Consider the following 18567-nt stretch of genomic DNA (forward strand, 5'->3'; position numbering starts at 1 on the left):
CATGATCGCGCTGCTGCGTCACCAGCGTCCGGGCCCGGCGGGCCCGCTGCGCAAGCCGGTCCCCCGCGGGGCCAGCCGTCTGGTGGTGCGCGAACCCCTGCGCAAGCGCCTGCCGCGCCCGTCGCTGAGCGGCCTCAAGCGGCTGGCATGGCCGCTGCTGCTGCTCGCTCTGGGCGTGGGAGCCCACGACCTCGGCCAGCGCCTGCTGCCCTACGCCGACCAGCCGATCGCCCGGATCAGCGTGCAGGGCGACCTGCACTACGTCAGCCGGGTGGCGGTGGCCAAGCAGGTGGAGCCCTTCGCCGACGCCCGCTTCTTCAGCGTCGACCTGGAGGCGATGCGCAGCGCGCTGGAGCAGATGCCGTGGATCGCCGAGGCCGAGGTGCGCCGGGTGTGGCCCGATCAGGTGCTGATCCGCCTGGAGGAGCAACTGCCGGTAGCCCGCTGGGGCGACGAGGCGCTGCTCAACCACCAGGGGCAGGCCTTCGCCCCGGGCGAGCTGGCCGGCTACGAGCACCTGCCCAAGCTGTGGGGGCCGCAGCGTGCGCAGCAGCAGATCATGCGCCAGTACCAGTTGCTCAGCCAACTGCTGCGGCCGCTGGACTTCACCGTGACGCGCCTGGAGCTGCGCGAGCGCGGCAGCTGGTACCTCACCACCGGACAGGGGCTGGAGCTGCTGCTCGGCCGCGACCATGTGGTGGAAAAGATGCGCCGTTTCGTCAGCGTCTACGAAAAGGCCCTGAAAGAACACAACGCGAACATTGCGCGCGTCGATCTGCGCTATCCCAACGGCCTGGCCGTGGCGTGGCGCGAGATGCCGGCGGCGCCGGTCCCCGGCGACAGCGCCGGGGCCCTGCAGTGACTTGAGGAGAGAACTGGATCATGGCAAGCGCGCAGAGCGGCAAGATGATCGTCGGTCTGGATATCGGCACCTCCAAGGTGGTGGCGCTGGTCGGCGAGGTGGCGGCCGATGGCCAGCTGGAAATCGTCGGCGTCGGTACCCATCCGTCGCGGGGGCTGAAGAAGGGGGTGGTGGTCAACATCGAGTCCACCGTACAGGCCATCCAGCACGCCATCGACGAGGCGCAGCAGATGGCAGGCTGCCGCATCCACTCGGCCTTCGTCGGGGTGGCCGGCAGCCACATCCGCAGCCTGAACTCCCACGGCATAGTCGCCATCCGCGACCGCGAGGTGAGCCCGGCCGACATCGAGCGGGTGCTGGATGCCGCCCAGGCGGTGGCCATTCCCGCCGACCAGCGGGTGCTGCACACCCTGGCCCAGGACTACGCCATCGACCATCAGGATGGCGTGCGCGAACCGCTGGGCATGTCCGGCGTGCGTCTGGAGGCCAAGGTGCACGTGGTCACCTGCGCGGTCAACGCGGCGCAGAACATCGAGAAGTGCGTGCGCCGCTGCGGCCTCGAGGTGGATGACATCATCCTCGAACAGCTGGCTTCCTCCGACTCGGTGCTGACCGACGACGAGAAGGAGCTGGGCGTGTGCCTGGTGGACATCGGTGGCGGCACCACCGACATCGCCATCTTCACCGAAGGTGCGATCCGTCACACGGCTGTCATCCCGATCGCCGGCGACCAGGTGACCAACGATATCGCCATGGCCCTGCGTACGCCGACTCAGTATGCTGAAGAAATCAAGATTCGCTACGCCTGCGCCCTGGCCAAGCTGGCCGGCGCCGGGCAGACCATCAAGGTTCCCAGCGTCGGCGAGCGGCCGCCGCGCGAGCTGTCGCGCCAGGCGCTGGCCGAGGTGGTCGAGCCGCGCTACGAGGAACTGTTCTGCCTGGTGCAGGGCGAGCTGCGCCGCAGCGGCTACGCCGACCTGCTCCCGGCCGGGATCGTCCTCACCGGCGGCACCGCCAAGATGGAAGGTGCCGTCGAGCTGGCCGAAGAGGTATTCCACATGCCGGTACGCCTGGGCCTGCCGCAAGGCGTCAAGGGCCTCGAGGATGTCGTGCGCAACCCGGCCTATGCGACCGGGGTCGGGCTGCTGCTGTACGGCCTGCGCAAGCAGGGGACTCCGAGCTATGTCGGCCCGGGCAGCAGCAGTGAAGAGAGCAAACCGCCGGTATTCGTGCGCTTCAAGCGCTGGGTACAGGGCAACTTCTGACAGACGGCCGCGCGAGACGGCAACTGTTTGGGCAGAAAAGGGAAAGGAGAGGGAAAATGTTTGAAATGGTCGATAACGTTCAATCGAACGCGGTAATCAAGGTCATCGGCGTCGGCGGCGGTGGCGGCAATGCGGTCAACCACATGCTGCGCTGCAACATCGACGACATCGATTTCATCTGTGCCAACACCGACGCCCAGGCGCTGAAGAAGGTCGACGCCAAGACCATCCTGCAGCTGGGCATGAACGTCACCAAGGGCCTGGGCGCCGGCACCAATCCGGACGTCGGCCGCCAGGCTGCGCTGGAAGACCGCGAGCGCATCGCCGAGGTGCTGGAAGGCGCCAACATGGTGTTCATCACCACCGGCATGGGCGGCGGCACCGGCACCGGTGCAGCGCCGATCATCGCCGAAGTGGCGAAGGAGATGGGCATCCTCACCGTGGCCGTGGTCACCCGCCCGTTCCCCTTCGAGGGCCGTCGCCGCATGCAGATCGCCGACGAGGGCATCCGTGCCCTGTCCGAGCATGTCGACTCGCTGATCACCATCCCCAACGAGAAGCTGCTGACCATCCTCGGCAAGGATGCCAGCCTGCTGTCCGCCTTCGCCAAGGCCGACGACGTGCTGGCCGGCGCCGTGCGCGGCATCTCCGACATCATGCAGCGCCCGGGCCTGATGAACGTCGACTTCGCCGACGTGCGCACCGTGATGAGCGAGATGGGCATGGCGATGATGGGCACCGGCCACGCCAGCGGCCCGAACCGCGCCCGCGAGGCGGCCGAGGCGGCGATCCGCAACCCGCTGCTGGAGGACATCAACCTGCAGGGCGCCCGCGGCATCCTGGTCAACATCACCGCCGGCCTCGACCTGTCGCTGGGCGAGTACACCGAGGTGGGCAGCATCATCGAGCAGTTCACCTCCGAGCACGCCACCGTGAAGATCGGTGCGGTGATCGATCCGGAGATGCGCGACGAGCTGCATGTCACCGTGGTCGCCACCGGCCTCGGCGCGCGCATGGAGAAGCCGACCAAGGTGGTCGACAACACGCCGGTCGCCGCTCCTGCGCCCCAGGCCGCCTCGGTCAATTACCGCGATCTCGAGCGCCCGACCGTGATGCGCGAACCGCGCCCGACCGCCGGCGGTGCCGCGCCCGCGCCGAAGATCGCCACCCAGGAGGATCTGGATTACCTGGATATTCCGGCGTTCCTGCGTCGTCAGGCCGATTGACGCGCTATATCAGCGGCATAGCCGTGATTGGTGTTCAGTAAGGGCGGGCTCTGCTATCATGCCTGCCATTGCTGAGAACAGTTCACAACTTGTGCAGATACGGCCAAAGCCATGATCAGACAACGCACTTTGAAGAACATCATCCGCGCCACCGGCGTCGGCCTGCATTCGGGGGAGAAGGTCTACCTCACCCTGAAGCCGGCTCCGGTGGATACCGGGATCGTGTTCTGTCGCACCGATCTCGACCCGATGGTGGAAATTCCGGCCCGGGCCGAGAACGTCGGTGATACCACCCTGTCGACCACGCTGGTCAAGGGTGACGTCAAGGTGGATACGGTTGAGCACCTGCTCTCGGCCATGGCTGGCCTGGGTATCGACAACGCCTACATCGAGCTGTCGGCGCCGGAAGTGCCGATCATGGATGGCAGTGCCGGTCCCTTCGTGTTCCTGATCCAGTCCGCCGGACTGCAGGAACAGGAGGCGGCGAAGAAGTTCATCCGCATCAAGCGGCCGGTGACCGTGGAGGAAGACGGCAAGAGCGCCACCTTCCTGCCGTTCGATGGCTTCAAGGTGAGCTTCGAGATCGACTTCGACCATCCGGTGTTCCGCGGCCGTACGCAGACCGCCTGCGTCGACTTCTCCAGTACCTCGTTCGTCAAGGAAGTCAGCCGTGCGCGCACCTTCGGCTTCATGCGCGACATCGAGTTCCTGCGTTCGCAGAACCTGGCGCTCGGCGGCAGCGTCGACAACGCCATCGTGGTCGACGAGTTTCGCGTGCTCAACGAAGACGGCCTGCGCTACGAGGACGAGTTCGTCAAGCACAAGATCCTGGACGCCATCGGCGACCTGTACCTGCTCGGCACCAGCCTGATCGGCGAGTTCCGCGGGCACAAGTCCGGCCACGCCCTGAACAACCGTCTCCTGCGCACCCTGCTCGCCGAGCGGGATGCCTGGGAAGTGGTGACCTTCGAGGATGCCAGCACCGCGCCGATCTCCTACATGCGCCCGGCAGCTGCCGTCTGAGGCAAGACCCTCCCTTTCTCTTGAGGCCACCCCTGCGGTGGCCTTTTTTTCGTCCGCGCCTTTTGCGGTGGGCTCAGTCGTGCGGGGTCGTGTGGCTGGCCAGGCGCTCGAGGGCGGCGCGCAGGCGTGGATCCTCGATGCCGCTGGCGGCGGCGCGCAGGGTGTCCGCGGCATTGGCGGACAGGGTGGGATTTCGACCGGTGACACGCCTTTCGGCTGGTGCCGGTTGCACCTTGAAATGGATTTTCGCTAAGTTCGCGAACTCCCTGAGGCCCCGCAGCTGACGCAGCAGGCGTTTCTGCTGGTAGCGCAGGTGGGTGGCCCACTGGCCGTCGGTGACGATCAGCAGCAGGCAGTCCTCGCGCCAGGAGGCGACCTTGCAGTGCGCGCGGGCCGCCGGCTGCAGTTGGCTTTCCACCAGTTGCTGCAGGTGGGCGAGGCGCTGCGCCTCGCCGAACAGGTTCTTGAGCGTCTTGGTTCCGCGCAGCAGGGTCGCGGGCGCTCGAGCCGGCAGGGGGCGAAAAGTCATGGCAGGACGCCTGGAAACAACCGAGCGGCCATCGTAGCAGAACGGCCGCGCCGATTCTTCTTGCGGGATGTTCCATGCATATCATTTTCATGAGCCGTCGCCACGGTGCGGCGCGCGCACTCACCCTCACTCCCCGCCGCGGCTTGCTGCTGGCCACTCTCCTGCTCGGCTGTACGCTGGCCACCGGAATGGTACTCGGCGCCTGGATCAGACCCGAGGCCCCTGTCGCGGTTCCCGACGAGTCGGTCGCCGCGACGAGCGGTGTGCAGCCCGAGGAACTGATCGAGGCGCGCGCCGTCGCCCAGCGCCAGCTGGACGCGCTCGGCGTGCACCTCGCCGAGCTGCAGGCCCGCCTGACTCGCCTGGATGCGCTGGGCGAACGTCTGGCCGAGCTGGCCAAGCTCGACGCCGACGAATTCGACTTCTCCCAGCCGGTAGGGCAGGGCGGGCCGGACGAGCCGCTGGACGCCGAGACCTTCTCCGGCAGCGACGTGCTCGGCAGCCTCGACGCCCTGGCCGCCCGCATCGACGGGCGCGAGCAGCAGCTGGAGGTGCTCGAGCAGTTGCTCGCCGAGCGCCGCCTCGACGATGCGCGCCAGGTCGCCGGGCTGCCGGTGGCCAGCGGCTACCAGTCCTCGCCGTTCGGGCTGCGCCGCGACCCCTTCCATGGGCGTGCACGCCAGCACAAGGGCGTGGATTTCGCCGCCAAGCGCGGTACCGAGATAGTCGCGGTGGCCACCGGGGTGGTCACCTGGTCCGGTCGCAAGTCGGGCTACGGCTGGACCGTCGAGGTCAGTCATGCCGACGGCTATACCACCCTGTACGGCCACAATCAGCGCAATCTGGTGCAGGTCGGCGACCTGGTGCAGCGTGGCCAGGCCATCGCCCTGGTCGGCAGCAGCGGGCGTTCCACCGGCCCGCACCTGCACTTCGAGGTCAAGAAGAACGGTCGCCAGGTCAATCCCGAGACCTACATCGCCCGTGCCGCCAGTGATGAATGAGGCGACTTTTCATGCGGGCATTTCCGGGTAGAATGCCTCCTTCGCTGCCGTGCAGACGGCACTGGGCGCTCCGCTGGGGTGCCCTCCATTTCCACAGATGGAAGACCCTCCCCCTATGTTTGCGCCTTTGTTGAGAAAACTCTTTGGAAGCAAGAACGAGCGTGAAGTCAAGCGCATGACCAAGGCTGTCCAGGCGATCAACGTCCTGGAAGAGCAGATGGTCGCGCTGTCCGACGAGCAGCTCAGGGGCAAGACCGAAGAGTTCAAGGCGCGTTTCGCCCAGGGCGAGAGTCTCGACAAGCTGTTGCCGGAAGCCTTCGCGGTGGCCCGCGAGGCCGGCAAGCGGGTGATGGGCATGCGGCATTTCGACGTGCAGCTGATCGGCGGCATGACCCTGCACGAGGGCAAGATCGCCGAGATGCGTACCGGCGAGGGCAAGACCCTGGTGGGCACCCTGGCGGTGTACCTCAACGCCCTGGCCGGCAAGGGCGTGCACGTGGTCACGGTCAACGATTACCTGGCCCGCCGCGACGCCAACTGGATGCGCCCGCTGTACGAGTTCCTCGGCCTGTCGGTGGGAGTGGTCAGCCCGTTCCAGGATCCGACCGACAAGCGCGCGGCCTATGCCGCCGACATCACCTACGGCACCAACAACGAGTTCGGCTTCGACTACCTCCGCGACAACATGGCCTTCAGCCTGGAGGACAAGTTCCAGCGCGAGCTGAACTTCGCCGTGGTCGACGAGGTGGACTCCATCCTCATCGACGAGGCGCGTACTCCGCTGATCATCTCCGGTCCGGCCGAGGACAGCTCGCGCCTGTACCTGCAGATGAACCAGCTGATTCCGCGGCTCAAGCGTCAGCTGAACTCGGAAGACGGCGAGGTGCAGGAGGAGGGCCACTACAGCATCGACGAGAAGGCCCGCCAGGTCGAACTCACCGAGCAGGGCCACCAGGTCATCGAGGACATGCTCAGCCAGGCCGGCCTGCTGGCCGAGGGCGAGAGCCTCTACTCGGCGCACAACCTCAGCCTGCTGACCCACGTCCATGCGGCGCTGCGTGCGCACACGCTGTTCCACCGCAACGTCGAATACATCGTGCAGGACAACCAGATCCTGCTGATCGACGAGCACACCGGGCGCACCATGCCGGGCCGGCGCCTGTCCGAGGGCCTGCACCAGGCCATCGAGGCCAAGGAGGGGGTGCAGATCCAGGCCGAGAGCCAGACCCTGGCCTCGACCACCTTCCAGAACTACTTCCGCCTGTACGGCAAGCTGGCCGGCATGACCGGTACCGCCGACACCGAGGCCTTCGAGTTCCGGCAGATCTACGGCCTCGACGTGGTGGTGATCCCGACCAACAAGCCGATCGCGCGCAAGGACTTCAACGACCTGGTCTACCTGACCCAGGAGGAGAAGTACGCGGCGGTCATCGAGGACATCAAGCAGTGCCAGGCCGAAGGCCGTCCGGTGCTGGTCGGCACCGCCTCGATCGAGAGTTCCGAGTACGTCTCCCAGCTGCTGGTCAAGGCCGGCATCGAGCACAAGGTGCTCAATGCCAAGTACCACGACAAGGAGGCCGAGATCATCGCCCAAGCCGGTCGCCCCGGCGCGGTGACCATCGCCACCAACATGGCCGGCCGCGGTACCGACATCCTGCTCGGCGGCAACTGGGAGGTGGAGATCGCCGCGCTGGAGAACCCCAGCGACGAGCAGGTGGCGAAGATCAAGGCCGAGTGGCAGAAGCGCCACCAGCAGGTCATCGAGGCCGGTGGCCTGCACGTGATCGCCTCCGAGCGCCACGAGTCGCGGCGCATCGACAACCAGCTGCGCGGCCGCGCCGGCCGCCAGGGCGACCCGGGCTCCAGCCGCTTCTACCTGTCGCTGGAAGACAACCTGATGCGCATCTTTGCCTCCGACCGGGTGAAGAACTTCATGAAGGCCCTCGGCATGCAGTCGGGCGAGGCCATCGAGCACCGCATGGTCACCAACGCCATCGAGAAGGCGCAGCGCAAGGTCGAGGGACGCAACTTCGACATCCGCAAGCAGCTGCTCGAGTTCGACGACGTGGCCAACGAGCAGCGCAAGGTGATCTACCACATGCGCAACAGCCTGCTGGCCGCCGAGAACGTCGGCGAGACCATCGCCGAGTTCCGCGCGGAAGTGCTCGCCCGCACCATCGATGCCCATATCCCGCCGCAGTCGCTGCCCGAGCAGTGGGACATCGCCGGGCTGGAGGCCGCCCTGCAGGCCGACTTCGGCCTGCACCTGCCGGTGCAGCAGTGGCTCGACGAGGACGACAAGCTGTACGAGGAAACCCTGCGCGAGCGCATCCTCGCCGAGCTGGTCAAGGCCTACGAGGAGAAGGAAGAGCTGGCCGGCGCCGAGGCGCTGCGCAGCTTCGAGAAGCAGATCCTCCTGCGCGTGCTGGACGACCTGTGGAAGGAGCACCTGTCCACCATGGATCACCTGCGCCACGGTATCCACCTGCGCGGCTACGCACAGAAGAACCCCAAGCAGGAGTACAAGCGCGAGTCCTTCGCCCTGTTCCAGGAGCTGCTGGAAAGCATCAAGCGCGACGCCATCCGTGTGCTCTGCCACGTGCAGGTGCGCCGCGAGGACCCGGCCGAGGAAGAGGAGCGCCTGCGCCGCGAGGCCGAGGCCCTGGCCGCGCGCATGCAGTTCCAGCACGCCGCCGCGCCGGCGCTCGACCAGCCGCTGGAGGCCGCCGACGAGGAAGGCGAGGCGGCCCAGGTGGCGGTGGCCGTGCGTCAGGAGCCCAAGGTCGGCCGCAACGAGCCGTGCCCGTGCGGCTCCGGCAAGAAGTACAAGCACTGCCACGGCCAGATCAACTGATCGGCTGACGCCGTGCCCGCGCCGCGACCGGCCTTGCCGCTCGCGGCGTTTTTGATACTGTGTCCCCTCTTCATTACGCGCCGCGCGCATCTCAAGGAGTCTGTCCCATGGCTGTCGGTCTTGGCCCCCTGCCCACCCTGCACCCGGTTCCCGGTTTCGAACTCGGCATCGCCTCGGCCGGCATCAAGCGCCCCGGCCGCAAGGACGTGGTGGTGATGCGCTGCGCCGAGGGCTCGACCATCGCCGGCGTGACCACCACCAACGCCTTCTGCGCCGCGCCGGTGCTGATCACCCGCGAGCGCCTGGCGGGCGAGGTGCGCTACCTGCTGACCAACACCGGCAACGCCAACGCCGGCACCGGCCCGGACGGCCTGGTGCGCGCCCGCCGCGCCTGCGCCAAGCTGGCCGAACTGGCCGGGGTGAGCGAGAGCGCCGTGCTGCCGTTCTCCACCGGGGTGATCGGCGAGCCGCTGCCGGTGGAGAAGATCGAGGCCGCCCTGGAGGCTGCGCTGGCCGACCTCAGCGTCGACCACTGGGCGCAGGCTGCCGAAGGCATCATGACCACCGACACCCTGCCCAAGGGCGCCAGCCGCCAGTTCCAGCACGACGGCGTCACCGTCACCGTCACCGGCATCAGCAAGGGCGCCGGCATGATCCGCCCGAACATGGCCACCATGCTCGGCTACATCGCCACCGACGCCAGGGTCGCCCGCGACGTGCTGCAGGACCTGGTACGCGATGCGGCCAACAAGTCGTTCAACCGCATCACCATCGACGGCGACACCTCCACCAACGACTGCTGCATGCTGATCGCCACCGGCCAGGCCACCCTGCCGGAAATCACCGAGAAGAGCGGCGAGCTGTACGCCAAGCTCAAGCAGGCGGTGTTCGAGGTGTTCATGGAAGTCGCCCAGGCCATCGTCCGCGACGGCGAGGGCGCCACCAAGTTCGTCACCGTGCAGGTCAACGGCGGCGCCAACCACCAGGAGTGCCTGGACGTGGCCTACGCCGTGGCCCACTCGCCGCTGATCAAGACCGCGCTGTTCGCCTCCGACCCCAACTGGGGGCGCATCCTCGCCGCGGTCGGCTACGCCGGAGTGCCCAACCTCGACGTCAGCCTGATCGACGTGTTCCTCGGCGAGGTGTGCATCGCCAGCAAGGGCGGCCGTGCCGCCACCTACACCGAGGAGCAGGGCGCGGCGGTGATGAAGCAGGAGGAAATCGGCATCCGCATCGAGCTGGGCCGCGGCGACTGCAGCGAGACCATCTGGACCACCGACCTGTCCCACGAGTACGTGCGCATCAACGCCGAGTACCGTTCCTGACCTGCAGGAGCGCGCCGCCGCCCGGCGGCGCGCTGCGCGGAGCCATTCCGAGATGAAACGACTGCACGTGGCCGCGGCGGTGATCCGCGGCACCGACGGCCGGGTGCTGATCGCCCGGCGTCCCGAACACAAGCATCAGGGCGGCCTGTGGGAGTTCCCCGGCGGCAAGGTCGAGGCCGGCGAGGCGGTGGAGGTCGCGCTGGCGCGCGAGCTGCACGAGGAGCTGGGCATCGACGTGATCGCCTCGCGCCCGCTGATCCAGGTGCGTCACGACTATCCCGACCTGGCGGTGCTGCTCGACGTCCACGAGGTCGGCGCCTTCACCGGCGAGCCGCATGGCCGCGAGGGCCAGCCGCTGGCCTGGGTGGCACCGCGCGAGCTGCCCGACTACGAGTTTCCCGAAGCCAACCGGCCGATCGTCGCCGCCGCGCGTCTGCCGGCACACTACCTGATCACGCCCGACGACCTGGAGCCCGCCGAGCTGCTGCGTGGCGTGCGCCGGGCACTGGCCGACGGCATCCGCCTGCTGCAGCTGCGCGCGCCGAACATGTACAGCCCCGAGTACCGCGACCTGGCCACCGACATCCAGGGTCTGTGCGCCGGCAAGGCGCAGCTGATGCTCAAGGGGCCGCTGGAGTGGCTGGGCGACTTCCCCGCCGCCGGCTGGCACCTGACCGCCGCGCAGCTGCGCAAGTACGCGGCCAACGGCCGGCCGTTCCCCCGCGAGCGCTGGCTGGCAGCGTCCTGCCACGATGCCGAGGAGCTGGCGCTGGCGACGCAGATGGGGGTCGACTTCGTCACCCTGTCGCCCGTGCAGGCGACGCAGACCCATCCCGAGGCCGCGCCGCTGGGCTGGGATTCGGCCGCCGAGCTGATCCGCGGCTTCAGCCAGCCGGTGTACCTGCTCGGCGGGGTCGGCCCGGCCGAGCAGGCGCGGGCCTGGCAGGCCGGCGCCCAGGGCGTGGCCGGCATCCGCGCGTTCTGGCCGGATTGAGTGGCGGAGCCGGCAGCCATGTCGGGCGGTTGCGGTAGGGCAACTCGCGCAGCGATTGCCCACCGTGCGGCACGCTGACGAGGTGCGTCGGTAGAAAGCCGCTGTGCGGTTTTCCTGCCCTACGGCTGCTGCATTGGCCGGCGCAGCGGCTCCAGCAGGGCGCGCAGGCCGTTGTGGTCGATCTCGTGCATCAGCGCCAGCAGGCGGCCCAGTTCGCCGCGCGGGAAGCCCTCGCGGGCGAACCAGGCCAGATAGTGGCCGGGCAGCTCGCTGATCAGCCGTCCCTGGTACTTGCCGAACGGCATCGGCCGACTGACCAGCAGCAACAGGTCCTCGGGCTTCACGCGTCGCGCTCCGCCGCCTGCCAGAGCACCTCGTCGACCTGCTGGCGGCGGGCGATCAGCCGCGCGCCGACGAACAGCAGGTCGGACAGGCGGTTGAGATAGGCCAGGCACTCGCCGCGCAGCGGCTCCACCGCGTTGAGGTGCTGGCAGCGACGCTCGGCGCTGCGCGCGAAACTGCGGCAGACATGGGCCTGGGCCACCAGGCGCGAGCCGCCGGGCAGGATGAAGTTCTCCAGCGGCCCGACCTCGGTGTTCCAGGCGTCGATGGCCTGCTCCAGGCGCGCCACTTCCGCGACATTCAGCGCCTGGTACTCGGGCATCGCCAGCTCGCCGCCAAGATCGAACAGGCGGTGCTGGCAGGGCGCCAGAATTTCGATGACTTCCGCCAGCCCGGGCCGCAAGGCTGCCTGCTCGGCCAGTTCGGCGAGCAGCAGGCCGAGCTGGCTGTTGAGGGTATCGACCTCGCCCATGGCCTCGATGCGCGGATGGTCCTTGGTCACCCGGCGGCCGTCGGCCAGGCCGGTCTCGCCGGCATCGCCGGTGCGGGTGTAGATCTTCGACAGACGGTAGCCCATGGTGCTGGTCCTGTTGGCTGCAAGCGCGAGCCGGCAGGGTAGCTGGCCGTCAGTCCTGCGGCAATCCGCGCGCGGCCAGATGGGCGCGCAGGCGGCGGGCGAGATCTTCCAGTCGCGGCAGCTCGAGCCCGCGGCGCTGCGCCTCGCGACAGGCGTGGCCGAGCAGGTAGGCGATCTCGGTGCGCCGCCCGGCAGCGACGTCCTGGTACATCGATGAGTAGTTGGCGGCGGTGGCGGCGATCACCCGCTCCACCTCGGTCTGCAGGCCATCGGTCGCGGCGGCCTGGCCGCATGCGGTCAGCAGCTCGACCAGTTCGCGGCACAGTGCGGCCACTTCCACGGCATGCGCCTGCAGACCGCCGTTGCGGCAGTCGTGCAGCACGGTCAGCGGATTGATCGCGCAGTTCAGCGCCAGCTTGCGCCACAGGCGGGCGAGGATGTCGTCGCTCCAGCTGGCCGGGATGCCGGCCTGGGCCAGTTCTCCCAGCCAGCCGGGGGGGGGCGTGGGCGGCGCCGTGCCGAGCCAGGTATGCCCGCTGCCGGCGAACACCACATGGAAGTCGCGGCGGCGGAAGGCGCCTTCGGTGCTGGAGGCGAAGATGCAGCGTGCCTGCGGCAGCAGCGCCGCGACAGCGTCCTGGCTGCCCAGGCCGTTCTGCAGCAGGATCACTTCGGCGCCGGGAGCCAGGCGCGGGCGCAGGGCGCGCGCAGCCGCGGCTGCGTCATAGGCCTTGCTGGCCAGCAGCAGGCGGCGGATCGGCGCGGGTTCGTCGAGGGGTTGCGCCGGCAGGGCGAGCTGCCGGCAGTGGCCGTCGCGCTCGAAGGTCAGGCCGCCGGCTGCCCGGTACTCGGCGAGCCGCTGGCGATCGCGCAGCAGCAGCTCGACCGGCAGGCCGGCTGCGGCGAGGCGGGCCGCCCACAGGCCGCCGAGGCTGCCGCTGCCGAGCACATGCCAGGTGCTGGTCACGGGCTGGCGGCGGCCGAGCGCTGCAGGCGGCTGCAGGCGATGCGCCCGCTGCCGCGGGCCTCCTCCAGCTGCGCCGCGGCCTGGCGCATCAGTTGTTCGACGCCTACCGGGCAGTCGCGGCTTTCGACGCCGATCATGGCGATGGTGGCCTGCGGAGTGATGAAGCCCTCGCTGGTCTTCAGCGCCTTGCGGTTGAGTCCCTCGTGCAGCCGGCGGAAGCTGCCGTGGCCGCATTCGCGCAGGTCGTCGACCATGGCGACCACGGCGAAGTGGCGGTCGTCGAGGCGTGCCACCGCGTCGAGCGGGCGCAGCATCTGCTGCAGACGGCGGGCGACGTGATAGAGCAGCTCGCGCTGCAGGCCCTCGCCGTGGCCGTTGCCGGGATTCTCCAGGCCGATCAGCAGGTAGCACAGCGCACCACCGCGCGACTCGAGCTGGCGCAGGGCGCTGCCGAGGTGCTGCTGCAGGAAGCGCTGGTTGCCGAGGCCGGTCAGCGGGTCGATCACGTTGCGCTGTTCCAGATGGCTGAGGTTGTGCGCCAGCTGGCGCTTTTCCTGCAGCAGGCGCTGCAGGGTGGCGCACAGGCGTTCGGCGGCCAGAACCCGCGGCAGCAGCTGCTCGCTGACCGTGGACTTGCTGACGAAGTCGTCGACGCCGCGGCCGAAGGCGGCGCCGAGGATGTTCTTGGCGTCGCTGCCGGTGAGCAGGATGACGTAGGTGTAGTGCTCGCCGGACTCGTCGAGCTGGCGGACCTGTGCGGTCATCTGCAGGCCGTCCATCTCCGGCATCATCCAGTCCACCAGCAGCACGTTGGCCGGCCGTTGCTGGAGCGCTTCGAGGGCCTCGCGGGCGCTGCCGGCGATGCGGATGTCGCGATAGCCTGCCTGCTGCAGTACGCGGCAGATCAGGGCGCTGGAAAACCGGGCATCGTCCACCACCATGATGCTGAGATTGGGATTGGGCATGGCCTGGGGCTCGGCTGATCGTCGGGGCGGTGCTTGCGAGCGGCACCGAACGGGAGCTCAGTTATAATGACCCTCCATTTTTTACGTCAAGCCAGGCGCGACGCATCCGTGAACCCGGTCGCGCCGTTCATCGGAGAGTAACCATGCCCTCGTTCGACATCGTGTCCGAGCTGGACAAGCACGAAGTCACCAACGCCGTCGACAATGCCATCAAGGAGCTGGATCGCCGCTACGACCTGCGCGGCAAGGGCAGTTTCGAGTTCAAGGAAAAGACGGTCACCCTGACCGCCGAGGCCGAGTTCATGCTCGAGCAGATGATCGAGATCCTCAAGCTGGCGCTGGTCAAGCGCAAGATCGACATCCAGTGCCTGGAGTACAAGGATCCCTATGCGTCCGGCAAGGTGGTCAAGCAGGAAGTGACCATGCGCGAAGGCATCGACAAGGAGCTGGCCAAGAAGATAGTCGCGCTGATCAAGGATGCCAAGCTCAAGGTCCAGGCCGCCATCCAGGGCGAGCAGGTGCGCGTCACCGGCAAGAAGCGCGACGACCTGCAGGAGGCCATCGCCCTGCTGCGCACCCAGGAGCTGGGCATGCCGCTGCAGTTCAACAACTTCCGCGACTGATCGGCCGCGCTTCCGGTGGTCCGTTGTCCGAGGGCCAGCCGCAGGGCTGGCCCTCGGCGTTTCTGCCGGTCAGGAGCCCTGCGGCGGCTCGCCGGCGGAGGCGGTGGCCGGCTGGCGGCGCTCGCGGCCCCACTGCAGGCCGATCAGCAGCAGGGTGGGGATGCCGATCAGCGCGGTGACCAGGAAGAAGTCGGCGTAGCCGAGCTTCTCGACCAGCACCCCGGAGTAGCCGCCCATCAGGCGCGGCAGCAGCAGCATGATCGAGCTGAGCAGCGCGTACTGGGTGGCGGAGAACTGCAGGTTGGTCAGGCTCGACAGGTAGGCGACGAAGGCCGCGGTGGCCAGGCCGCCGCTGAAGTTGTCCACCGAGATGGTCAGCATCAGCATCTCGAGGTTGGGGCCCATGCCGGAGAGCAGGGCGAACAGCAGGTTGGTCGTCGCCGAGGCCAGGCCGCCGACGAACAGGATCGGCAGGATGCCGAAGCGGGCGATCAGCACGCCGCCGACACCGGCACCGAGCAGGGTCATCACCAGGCCGAACAGCTTGCTGACGCTGGCGATCTGGTCTTTGCTGAAGCCGAGGTCGACGTAGAACACGTTGGCCATCACGCCCATGACGGTGTCCGACATGCGGTAGGTGGCGATCAGGCCGAGGAGGACCAGCGCCTGCCAGCGGTAGCGGTGGATGAAGTCGCTGATCGGGGTGAGCACCGGCGCCAGGCCGCGGCGGCCGAACGGCGACAGGCACAGCAGGGTGAGCACGGTGTACAGGGTGAAGCGCAGGAAGGCGCGGTCGTCGAGCAGCAGGTCGAGCAGGGTCACCTGGCTGCTGAACACTCCGTCCACGCCGCTGTGGTAGAGCTGGGTGAACATCGCCGGCACCGAGATCAGCAGCACGATCAGCACCAGCACCGAGATCAGCTGGTGGCTCAGGCCGTAGCGGCTGGCCGCCTGCTGCAGCGGTGCCGGCAGCGGCGGCTCGCGCATCCACAGGGTGGTGAGCAGGCCGGGCAGCATCAGCAGGGCGAACAGCAGGTAGGTGCTGGCCCAGGCCGGGTACAGGTAGTTGCCGCCGGTCGAGCCGAAGCCCTCGGCGACGAACAGCGCGCCGGCGGTGGCCAGCAGCATGGCCACCCGGTAGCCGGTGGTGTAGCAGGCCGCCAGCGCGGCCTGCTGGGTATCCTCGGCGATCTCCAGGCGGTAGGCGTCGAGGGCGATGTCCAGGGTGGCGGAAGCGAAGGCCACCAGCACGGCGACGGCGATCAGCCAGGCCAGGTGGGTCTGTGGGTCGAACAGCGCCATGCCGGCCAGGCCGACGGCCACCATCAGCTGCGACAGCGCCAGCCAGGAGCGGCGCCGGCCGAGGCGGCCGAGCAGCGGCAGGCGCCACTGGTCGAGCAGCGGCGACCACACCCACTTGAAGGCGTAGGCCAGGCCGATCAGGCTGGCGTAGCCGATGGTCTCGCGCGCCACGCCGGCCTCGCGCAGCCATACCGACAGGGTGGAGAACACCAGCACCATCGGCAGGCCGGCAGCGAAGCCGAGCAGCAGGAGCGCGAGGGCGGAGGGGCTGGCATAGGTGGCGAAGGCTTCGCGCCAGGTTCGACGGGGCATGGAGCGCTGCATGGAGATCCGGGGCAAAACCTGCACTCTAACCGCTCTGGCCAGCGGGATGCCAGCCGTGGCGACGGATGTCGAGGCGTCCGCCGAGCAGCACCACGCCTTCGGCGGCGAGACGGCGGCGCTGCTCGTCGCCGGCGGGCGAGCCGGCCGGCAGGCTCAGGCGTCCGCCGGCAGCCACCACCCGGTGCCAGGGCAGGGCGCTGTCCTGCGGCAGCTGGGCGAGGCAGCGGCCCACCCAGCGGGCCGCGCGGCCCAGGCCGGCCAGGGCGGCGAGCTGGCCGTAGCTGACCACCCGTCCGGGCGGCACCTGGGCCAGCACGGCGTACAGCGCGGCGCGACGCGGGTCGGCAGGGACAGGCATGGGCGGTCCTCGGTGGGGGCGAAGGCATGGAGCATACTCCCGGTCCGGTCCGCCTGCAGCGTCCGCTACCGTACGACGGTCGTGGCTTGCCCGCCAGGCACGGCTCCGGATAATGGCGCGCTTTCCGCTCGTCGACCCTCGTTCCCATGCGCCTGCCGACCCTGCTGCTGTCCGTCATCCTGTCCCTGCTGGTCACTCCGGCCCTGGCCGATACCGTCTGGCTGAAGAACGGCGACCGCCTGAGCGGGCGGATTCAGCTGTTCGATGGCGGCAAGCTGCTGCTCAAGACCGACTACGCCGGCAGCGTGACTCTGGACTGGCGGCAGGTGGCCAGCCTGGAAAGCGACCAGGCCCTGCTGGTCAAGCTGGACGACAGCGAGGGCGAGCACGCCCGCGGCCTGCGTCGCGCCGCCGACGGCCGGGTCGAGCTGGTCAACGGTGCGGCGCGCAGCGTCGAACTCGCTGCGGTGCAGCAGATCCTGCCGCCGCGGCCGCTGGTGGAAGACTGGGTGTGGAGCGGCAGCGCGGACTTCGCCGTCGAGTACGAGCGGGCCGAGAAGGATGTCGAGGAGTTCGACGTCGATCTGCGCACCAAGGCCCGTCACGGCGACTGGCGGCACAATCTCAGCGCCAGCTACGACCGCGAGTCGAAGGACGAGGTGGAGACCGAGGACAGCATCGGCGGCGAGTACGCCCTCGACCGCTTCCTCGACGAGCACTGGTTCTGGCAGGGCAAGTTCGAGTACGAGCGCGACCGCATCGAGGAGGTGGCGATCCAGCGCACCCTGGGCAGCGGTCCCGGCTACCAGTTCTGGGACAACGAGCTGGGCGCCTTCTCGCTGGTGTCGCTGCTCAATCGCCACGACCTGGCCTTCGCCGCCGGCGGCAAGGAACACCTCTACGCGCTGGGCTTCAAGTGGGACTACAACCGCTTCCTGCTGGGCAAGCGCTTCGAGCTGTTCAGCCATGGCGAGCTGGGCGCGCCCTTCGTCGACGCCATCGACTACAAGCTGGAGAGCGACCTGGGGCTGCGCTACAAGCTCAACAGCTGGGCCTCGCTGCACCTCAAGGGCGAGTGGGACCAGCTGCGCGGCGAGCAGGGCGACGTCGACGAGGCGACCTACAGCCTCGGTTTCGGCGTCGGCTGGTAGGGCGGACGCCGGAGCGTCCGCCCGCCGCTGTCGGCCTTACAGGCGGATGCCGCCGTCCAGCTCGAGCACGCGACCGGTGAAGTAGTCGCTCTCGAAGATGAAGGCGGCAGCCTGGGCGATCTCCTCGGGCTGGCCCAGACGCCGGAGCGGGATCGCCGAGGTCATGCGCTCCAGGGCCTCGGGCTTCATGCTGGCGACCATCTCGGTGCCGATGAAGCCGGGGGCGATGGCGCCGACGCGGATGCCGTGGCGCGCCAGCTCCTTGGCCCACACCACGGTCAGCGAGGCCACCCCGGCCTTGGCCGCGGAATAGTTGCTCTGCCCCATGTTGCCGGCGCGCGACACCGAGGAGATGTTGACGATGGCGCCTGCGCACTTGAGTTCGATCATCTTCGCCGCCACCTCGCGGGTGCACAGGAAGGGGCCGGTCAGGTTGACGTCGAGCACTGCCTGCCACTGCGCCAGCGGCAGCTTCTCGATGACGCCGTCCCTGACCTTGAGCAGCATGCCGTCGCGCAGGATGCCGGCGTTGTTGATCAGGCCGTGGATGGCGCCGAAGTCGGCGGCCACCTGCTGCACCATGCCCTCGACCTGCGCCTCGTCGGCGACGTTGCACACATAGGCGCGCGCCTCGACACCGTTGGCCTGGCAGGCGCTCACTGCCTGGTCCAGTTTTTCCGGGTTGAGGTCGACCAATGCCAGTTTTGCACCGCGGCAGGAAAGGTATTCGGCCATGGCCCGGCCGAGGCCCTGGCCGCCGCCGGTGATGATGATGACCTTGTCTTTGAGTTGCATGAGGGAATCCCCCTGCTTGTATTGTTTGTTGGCCTCGCCGGTGGCTGCGGAGGTTCCGGAGCCCCTGTCCGTTGCGACGGATTC

At 68.6% G+C, this 18567-nt stretch carries 18 protein-coding genes; 10 read left to right on the forward strand and 8 right to left on the reverse strand.

Going from position 1 to position 18567, the window contains the following annotated elements:
• The first annotated feature begins 1 nt into the window (after position 1).
• The 4 genes from SK095_RS19665 (at position 2) to lpxC (ending at position 4376) form a co-directional block, all read left to right on the forward strand.
• Positions 2-862 carry a cell division protein FtsQ/DivIB gene (locus SK095_RS19665; protein WP_136488211.1) on the forward strand — a complete coding sequence of 287 codons (861 nt, stop codon included), beginning with the start codon at positions 2-4 and terminating at the stop codon, positions 860-862.
• Positions 863-882: 20 nt separating this feature from the next.
• A complete protein-coding gene (gene ftsA / locus SK095_RS19670) occupies positions 883-2127 on the forward strand; it encodes a cell division protein FtsA (protein ID WP_136488210.1) in 1245 nt (414 codons plus the stop codon).
• Positions 2128-2183: 56 nt separating this feature from the next.
• A complete protein-coding gene (gene ftsZ / locus SK095_RS19675) occupies positions 2184-3353 on the forward strand; it encodes a cell division protein FtsZ (RefSeq protein ID WP_201485179.1) in 1170 nt (389 codons plus the stop codon).
• Positions 3354-3464: 111 nt separating this feature from the next.
• The gene (gene lpxC, locus SK095_RS19680) at positions 3465-4376 is read left to right on the forward strand and encodes a UDP-3-O-acyl-N-acetylglucosamine deacetylase (protein WP_136488208.1); all 912 of its coding nucleotides are present in this window, start codon (positions 3465-3467) and stop codon (positions 4374-4376) included.
• Positions 4377-4449: 73 nt separating this feature from the next.
• Here the strand turns inward: lpxC and SK095_RS19685 are convergent, their stop codons facing one another.
• The gene (locus SK095_RS19685) at positions 4450-4905 is read right to left on the reverse strand and encodes a DUF721 domain-containing protein (RefSeq protein WP_201485180.1); all 456 of its coding nucleotides are present in this window, start codon (positions 4903-4905) and stop codon (positions 4450-4452) included.
• A gap of 74 nt (positions 4906-4979) precedes the next feature.
• On the opposite strand from SK095_RS19685, the gene SK095_RS19690 reads away from it, so the two are divergent.
• The 4 genes from SK095_RS19690 to SK095_RS19705 all read left to right on the forward strand — a co-directional run bounded on the left by SK095_RS19690 (position 4980) and on the right by SK095_RS19705 (position 11079).
• Positions 4980-5906 carry a M23 family metallopeptidase gene (locus SK095_RS19690; protein WP_320547220.1) on the forward strand — a complete coding sequence of 309 codons (927 nt, stop codon included), beginning with the start codon at positions 4980-4982 and terminating at the stop codon, positions 5904-5906.
• A 115-nt stretch (positions 5907-6021) separates the two neighbouring features.
• Positions 6022-8760 carry a preprotein translocase subunit SecA gene (secA, locus tag SK095_RS19695; protein ID WP_320547221.1) on the forward strand — a complete coding sequence of 913 codons (2739 nt, stop codon included), beginning with the start codon at positions 6022-6024 and terminating at the stop codon, positions 8758-8760.
• A gap of 107 nt (positions 8761-8867) precedes the next feature.
• A complete protein-coding gene (argJ, locus tag SK095_RS19700; protein ID WP_320547222.1) occupies positions 8868-10085 on the forward strand; it encodes a bifunctional glutamate N-acetyltransferase/amino-acid acetyltransferase ArgJ in 1218 nt (405 codons plus the stop codon).
• 52 nt (positions 10086-10137) lie between these two features.
• A complete protein-coding gene (locus tag SK095_RS19705) occupies positions 10138-11079 on the forward strand; it encodes a Nudix family hydrolase (protein ID WP_320547223.1) in 942 nt (313 codons plus the stop codon).
• Positions 11080-11198: 119 nt separating this feature from the next.
• Here the strand turns inward: SK095_RS19705 and SK095_RS19710 are convergent, their stop codons facing one another.
• The 4 genes from SK095_RS19710 to SK095_RS19725 are packed head-to-tail and all read right to left on the reverse strand — an operon-like array spanning position 11199 to position 13930.
• Entirely contained in the window at positions 11199-11423 is a 225-nt protein-coding gene (locus tag SK095_RS19710) for a DUF3820 family protein (RefSeq protein ID WP_136488202.1), read from the reverse strand.
• Positions 11420-11998: a cob(I)yrinic acid a,c-diamide adenosyltransferase gene (locus tag SK095_RS19715; RefSeq protein WP_320547224.1), complete on the reverse strand. Its 579-nt coding sequence runs from the start codon at positions 11996-11998 to the stop codon at positions 11420-11422. The genes SK095_RS19710 and SK095_RS19715 overlap by 4 nt, the downstream gene beginning before the upstream one ends.
• A gap of 49 nt (positions 11999-12047) precedes the next feature.
• Positions 12048-12965, reverse strand: coding sequence for a putative 2-dehydropantoate 2-reductase (locus SK095_RS19720; RefSeq protein WP_320547225.1), 918 nt, complete (start codon positions 12963-12965; stop codon positions 12048-12050).
• A complete protein-coding gene (locus SK095_RS19725) occupies positions 12962-13930 on the reverse strand; it encodes a response regulator (RefSeq protein WP_136488199.1) in 969 nt (322 codons plus the stop codon). The genes SK095_RS19720 and SK095_RS19725 overlap by 4 nt, the downstream gene beginning before the upstream one ends.
• Before the next feature lie 143 nt (positions 13931-14073).
• Here SK095_RS19725 and SK095_RS19730 point away from each other — a divergent pair, with 143 nt between their 5' ends.
• A complete protein-coding gene (locus SK095_RS19730; RefSeq protein ID WP_136488198.1) occupies positions 14074-14553 on the forward strand; it encodes a YajQ family cyclic di-GMP-binding protein in 480 nt (159 codons plus the stop codon).
• Between the two features lie 69 nt (positions 14554-14622).
• Here the strand turns inward: SK095_RS19730 and SK095_RS19735 are convergent, their stop codons facing one another.
• Entirely contained in the window at positions 14623-16167 is a 1545-nt protein-coding gene (locus tag SK095_RS19735; RefSeq protein WP_136488197.1) for an AmpG family muropeptide MFS transporter, read from the reverse strand.
• 37 nt (positions 16168-16204) lie between these two features.
• Entirely contained in the window at positions 16205-16537 is a 333-nt protein-coding gene (locus SK095_RS19740; protein WP_136488196.1) for an MGMT family protein, read from the reverse strand.
• A 146-nt stretch (positions 16538-16683) separates the two neighbouring features.
• Between SK095_RS19740 and SK095_RS19745 the strand changes: the two genes are divergently transcribed.
• On the forward strand, positions 16684-17688 hold the full coding sequence (locus SK095_RS19745; protein WP_320547226.1) for a DUF481 domain-containing protein: 1005 nt from the start codon (positions 16684-16686) through the stop codon (positions 17686-17688).
• A gap of 36 nt (positions 17689-17724) precedes the next feature.
• Here SK095_RS19745 and SK095_RS19750 read toward each other — a convergent pair whose 3' ends face one another.
• Positions 17725-18483, reverse strand: coding sequence for an SDR family oxidoreductase (locus tag SK095_RS19750; RefSeq protein WP_136488194.1), 759 nt, complete (start codon positions 18481-18483; stop codon positions 17725-17727).
• Positions 18484-18567 lie beyond the last annotated feature (84 nt).

It is taken from the genome of Pseudomonas sp. AN-1, assembly GCF_034057115.1.
Classification (GTDB): Bacteria; Pseudomonadota; Gammaproteobacteria; order Pseudomonadales; family Pseudomonadaceae; genus Geopseudomonas.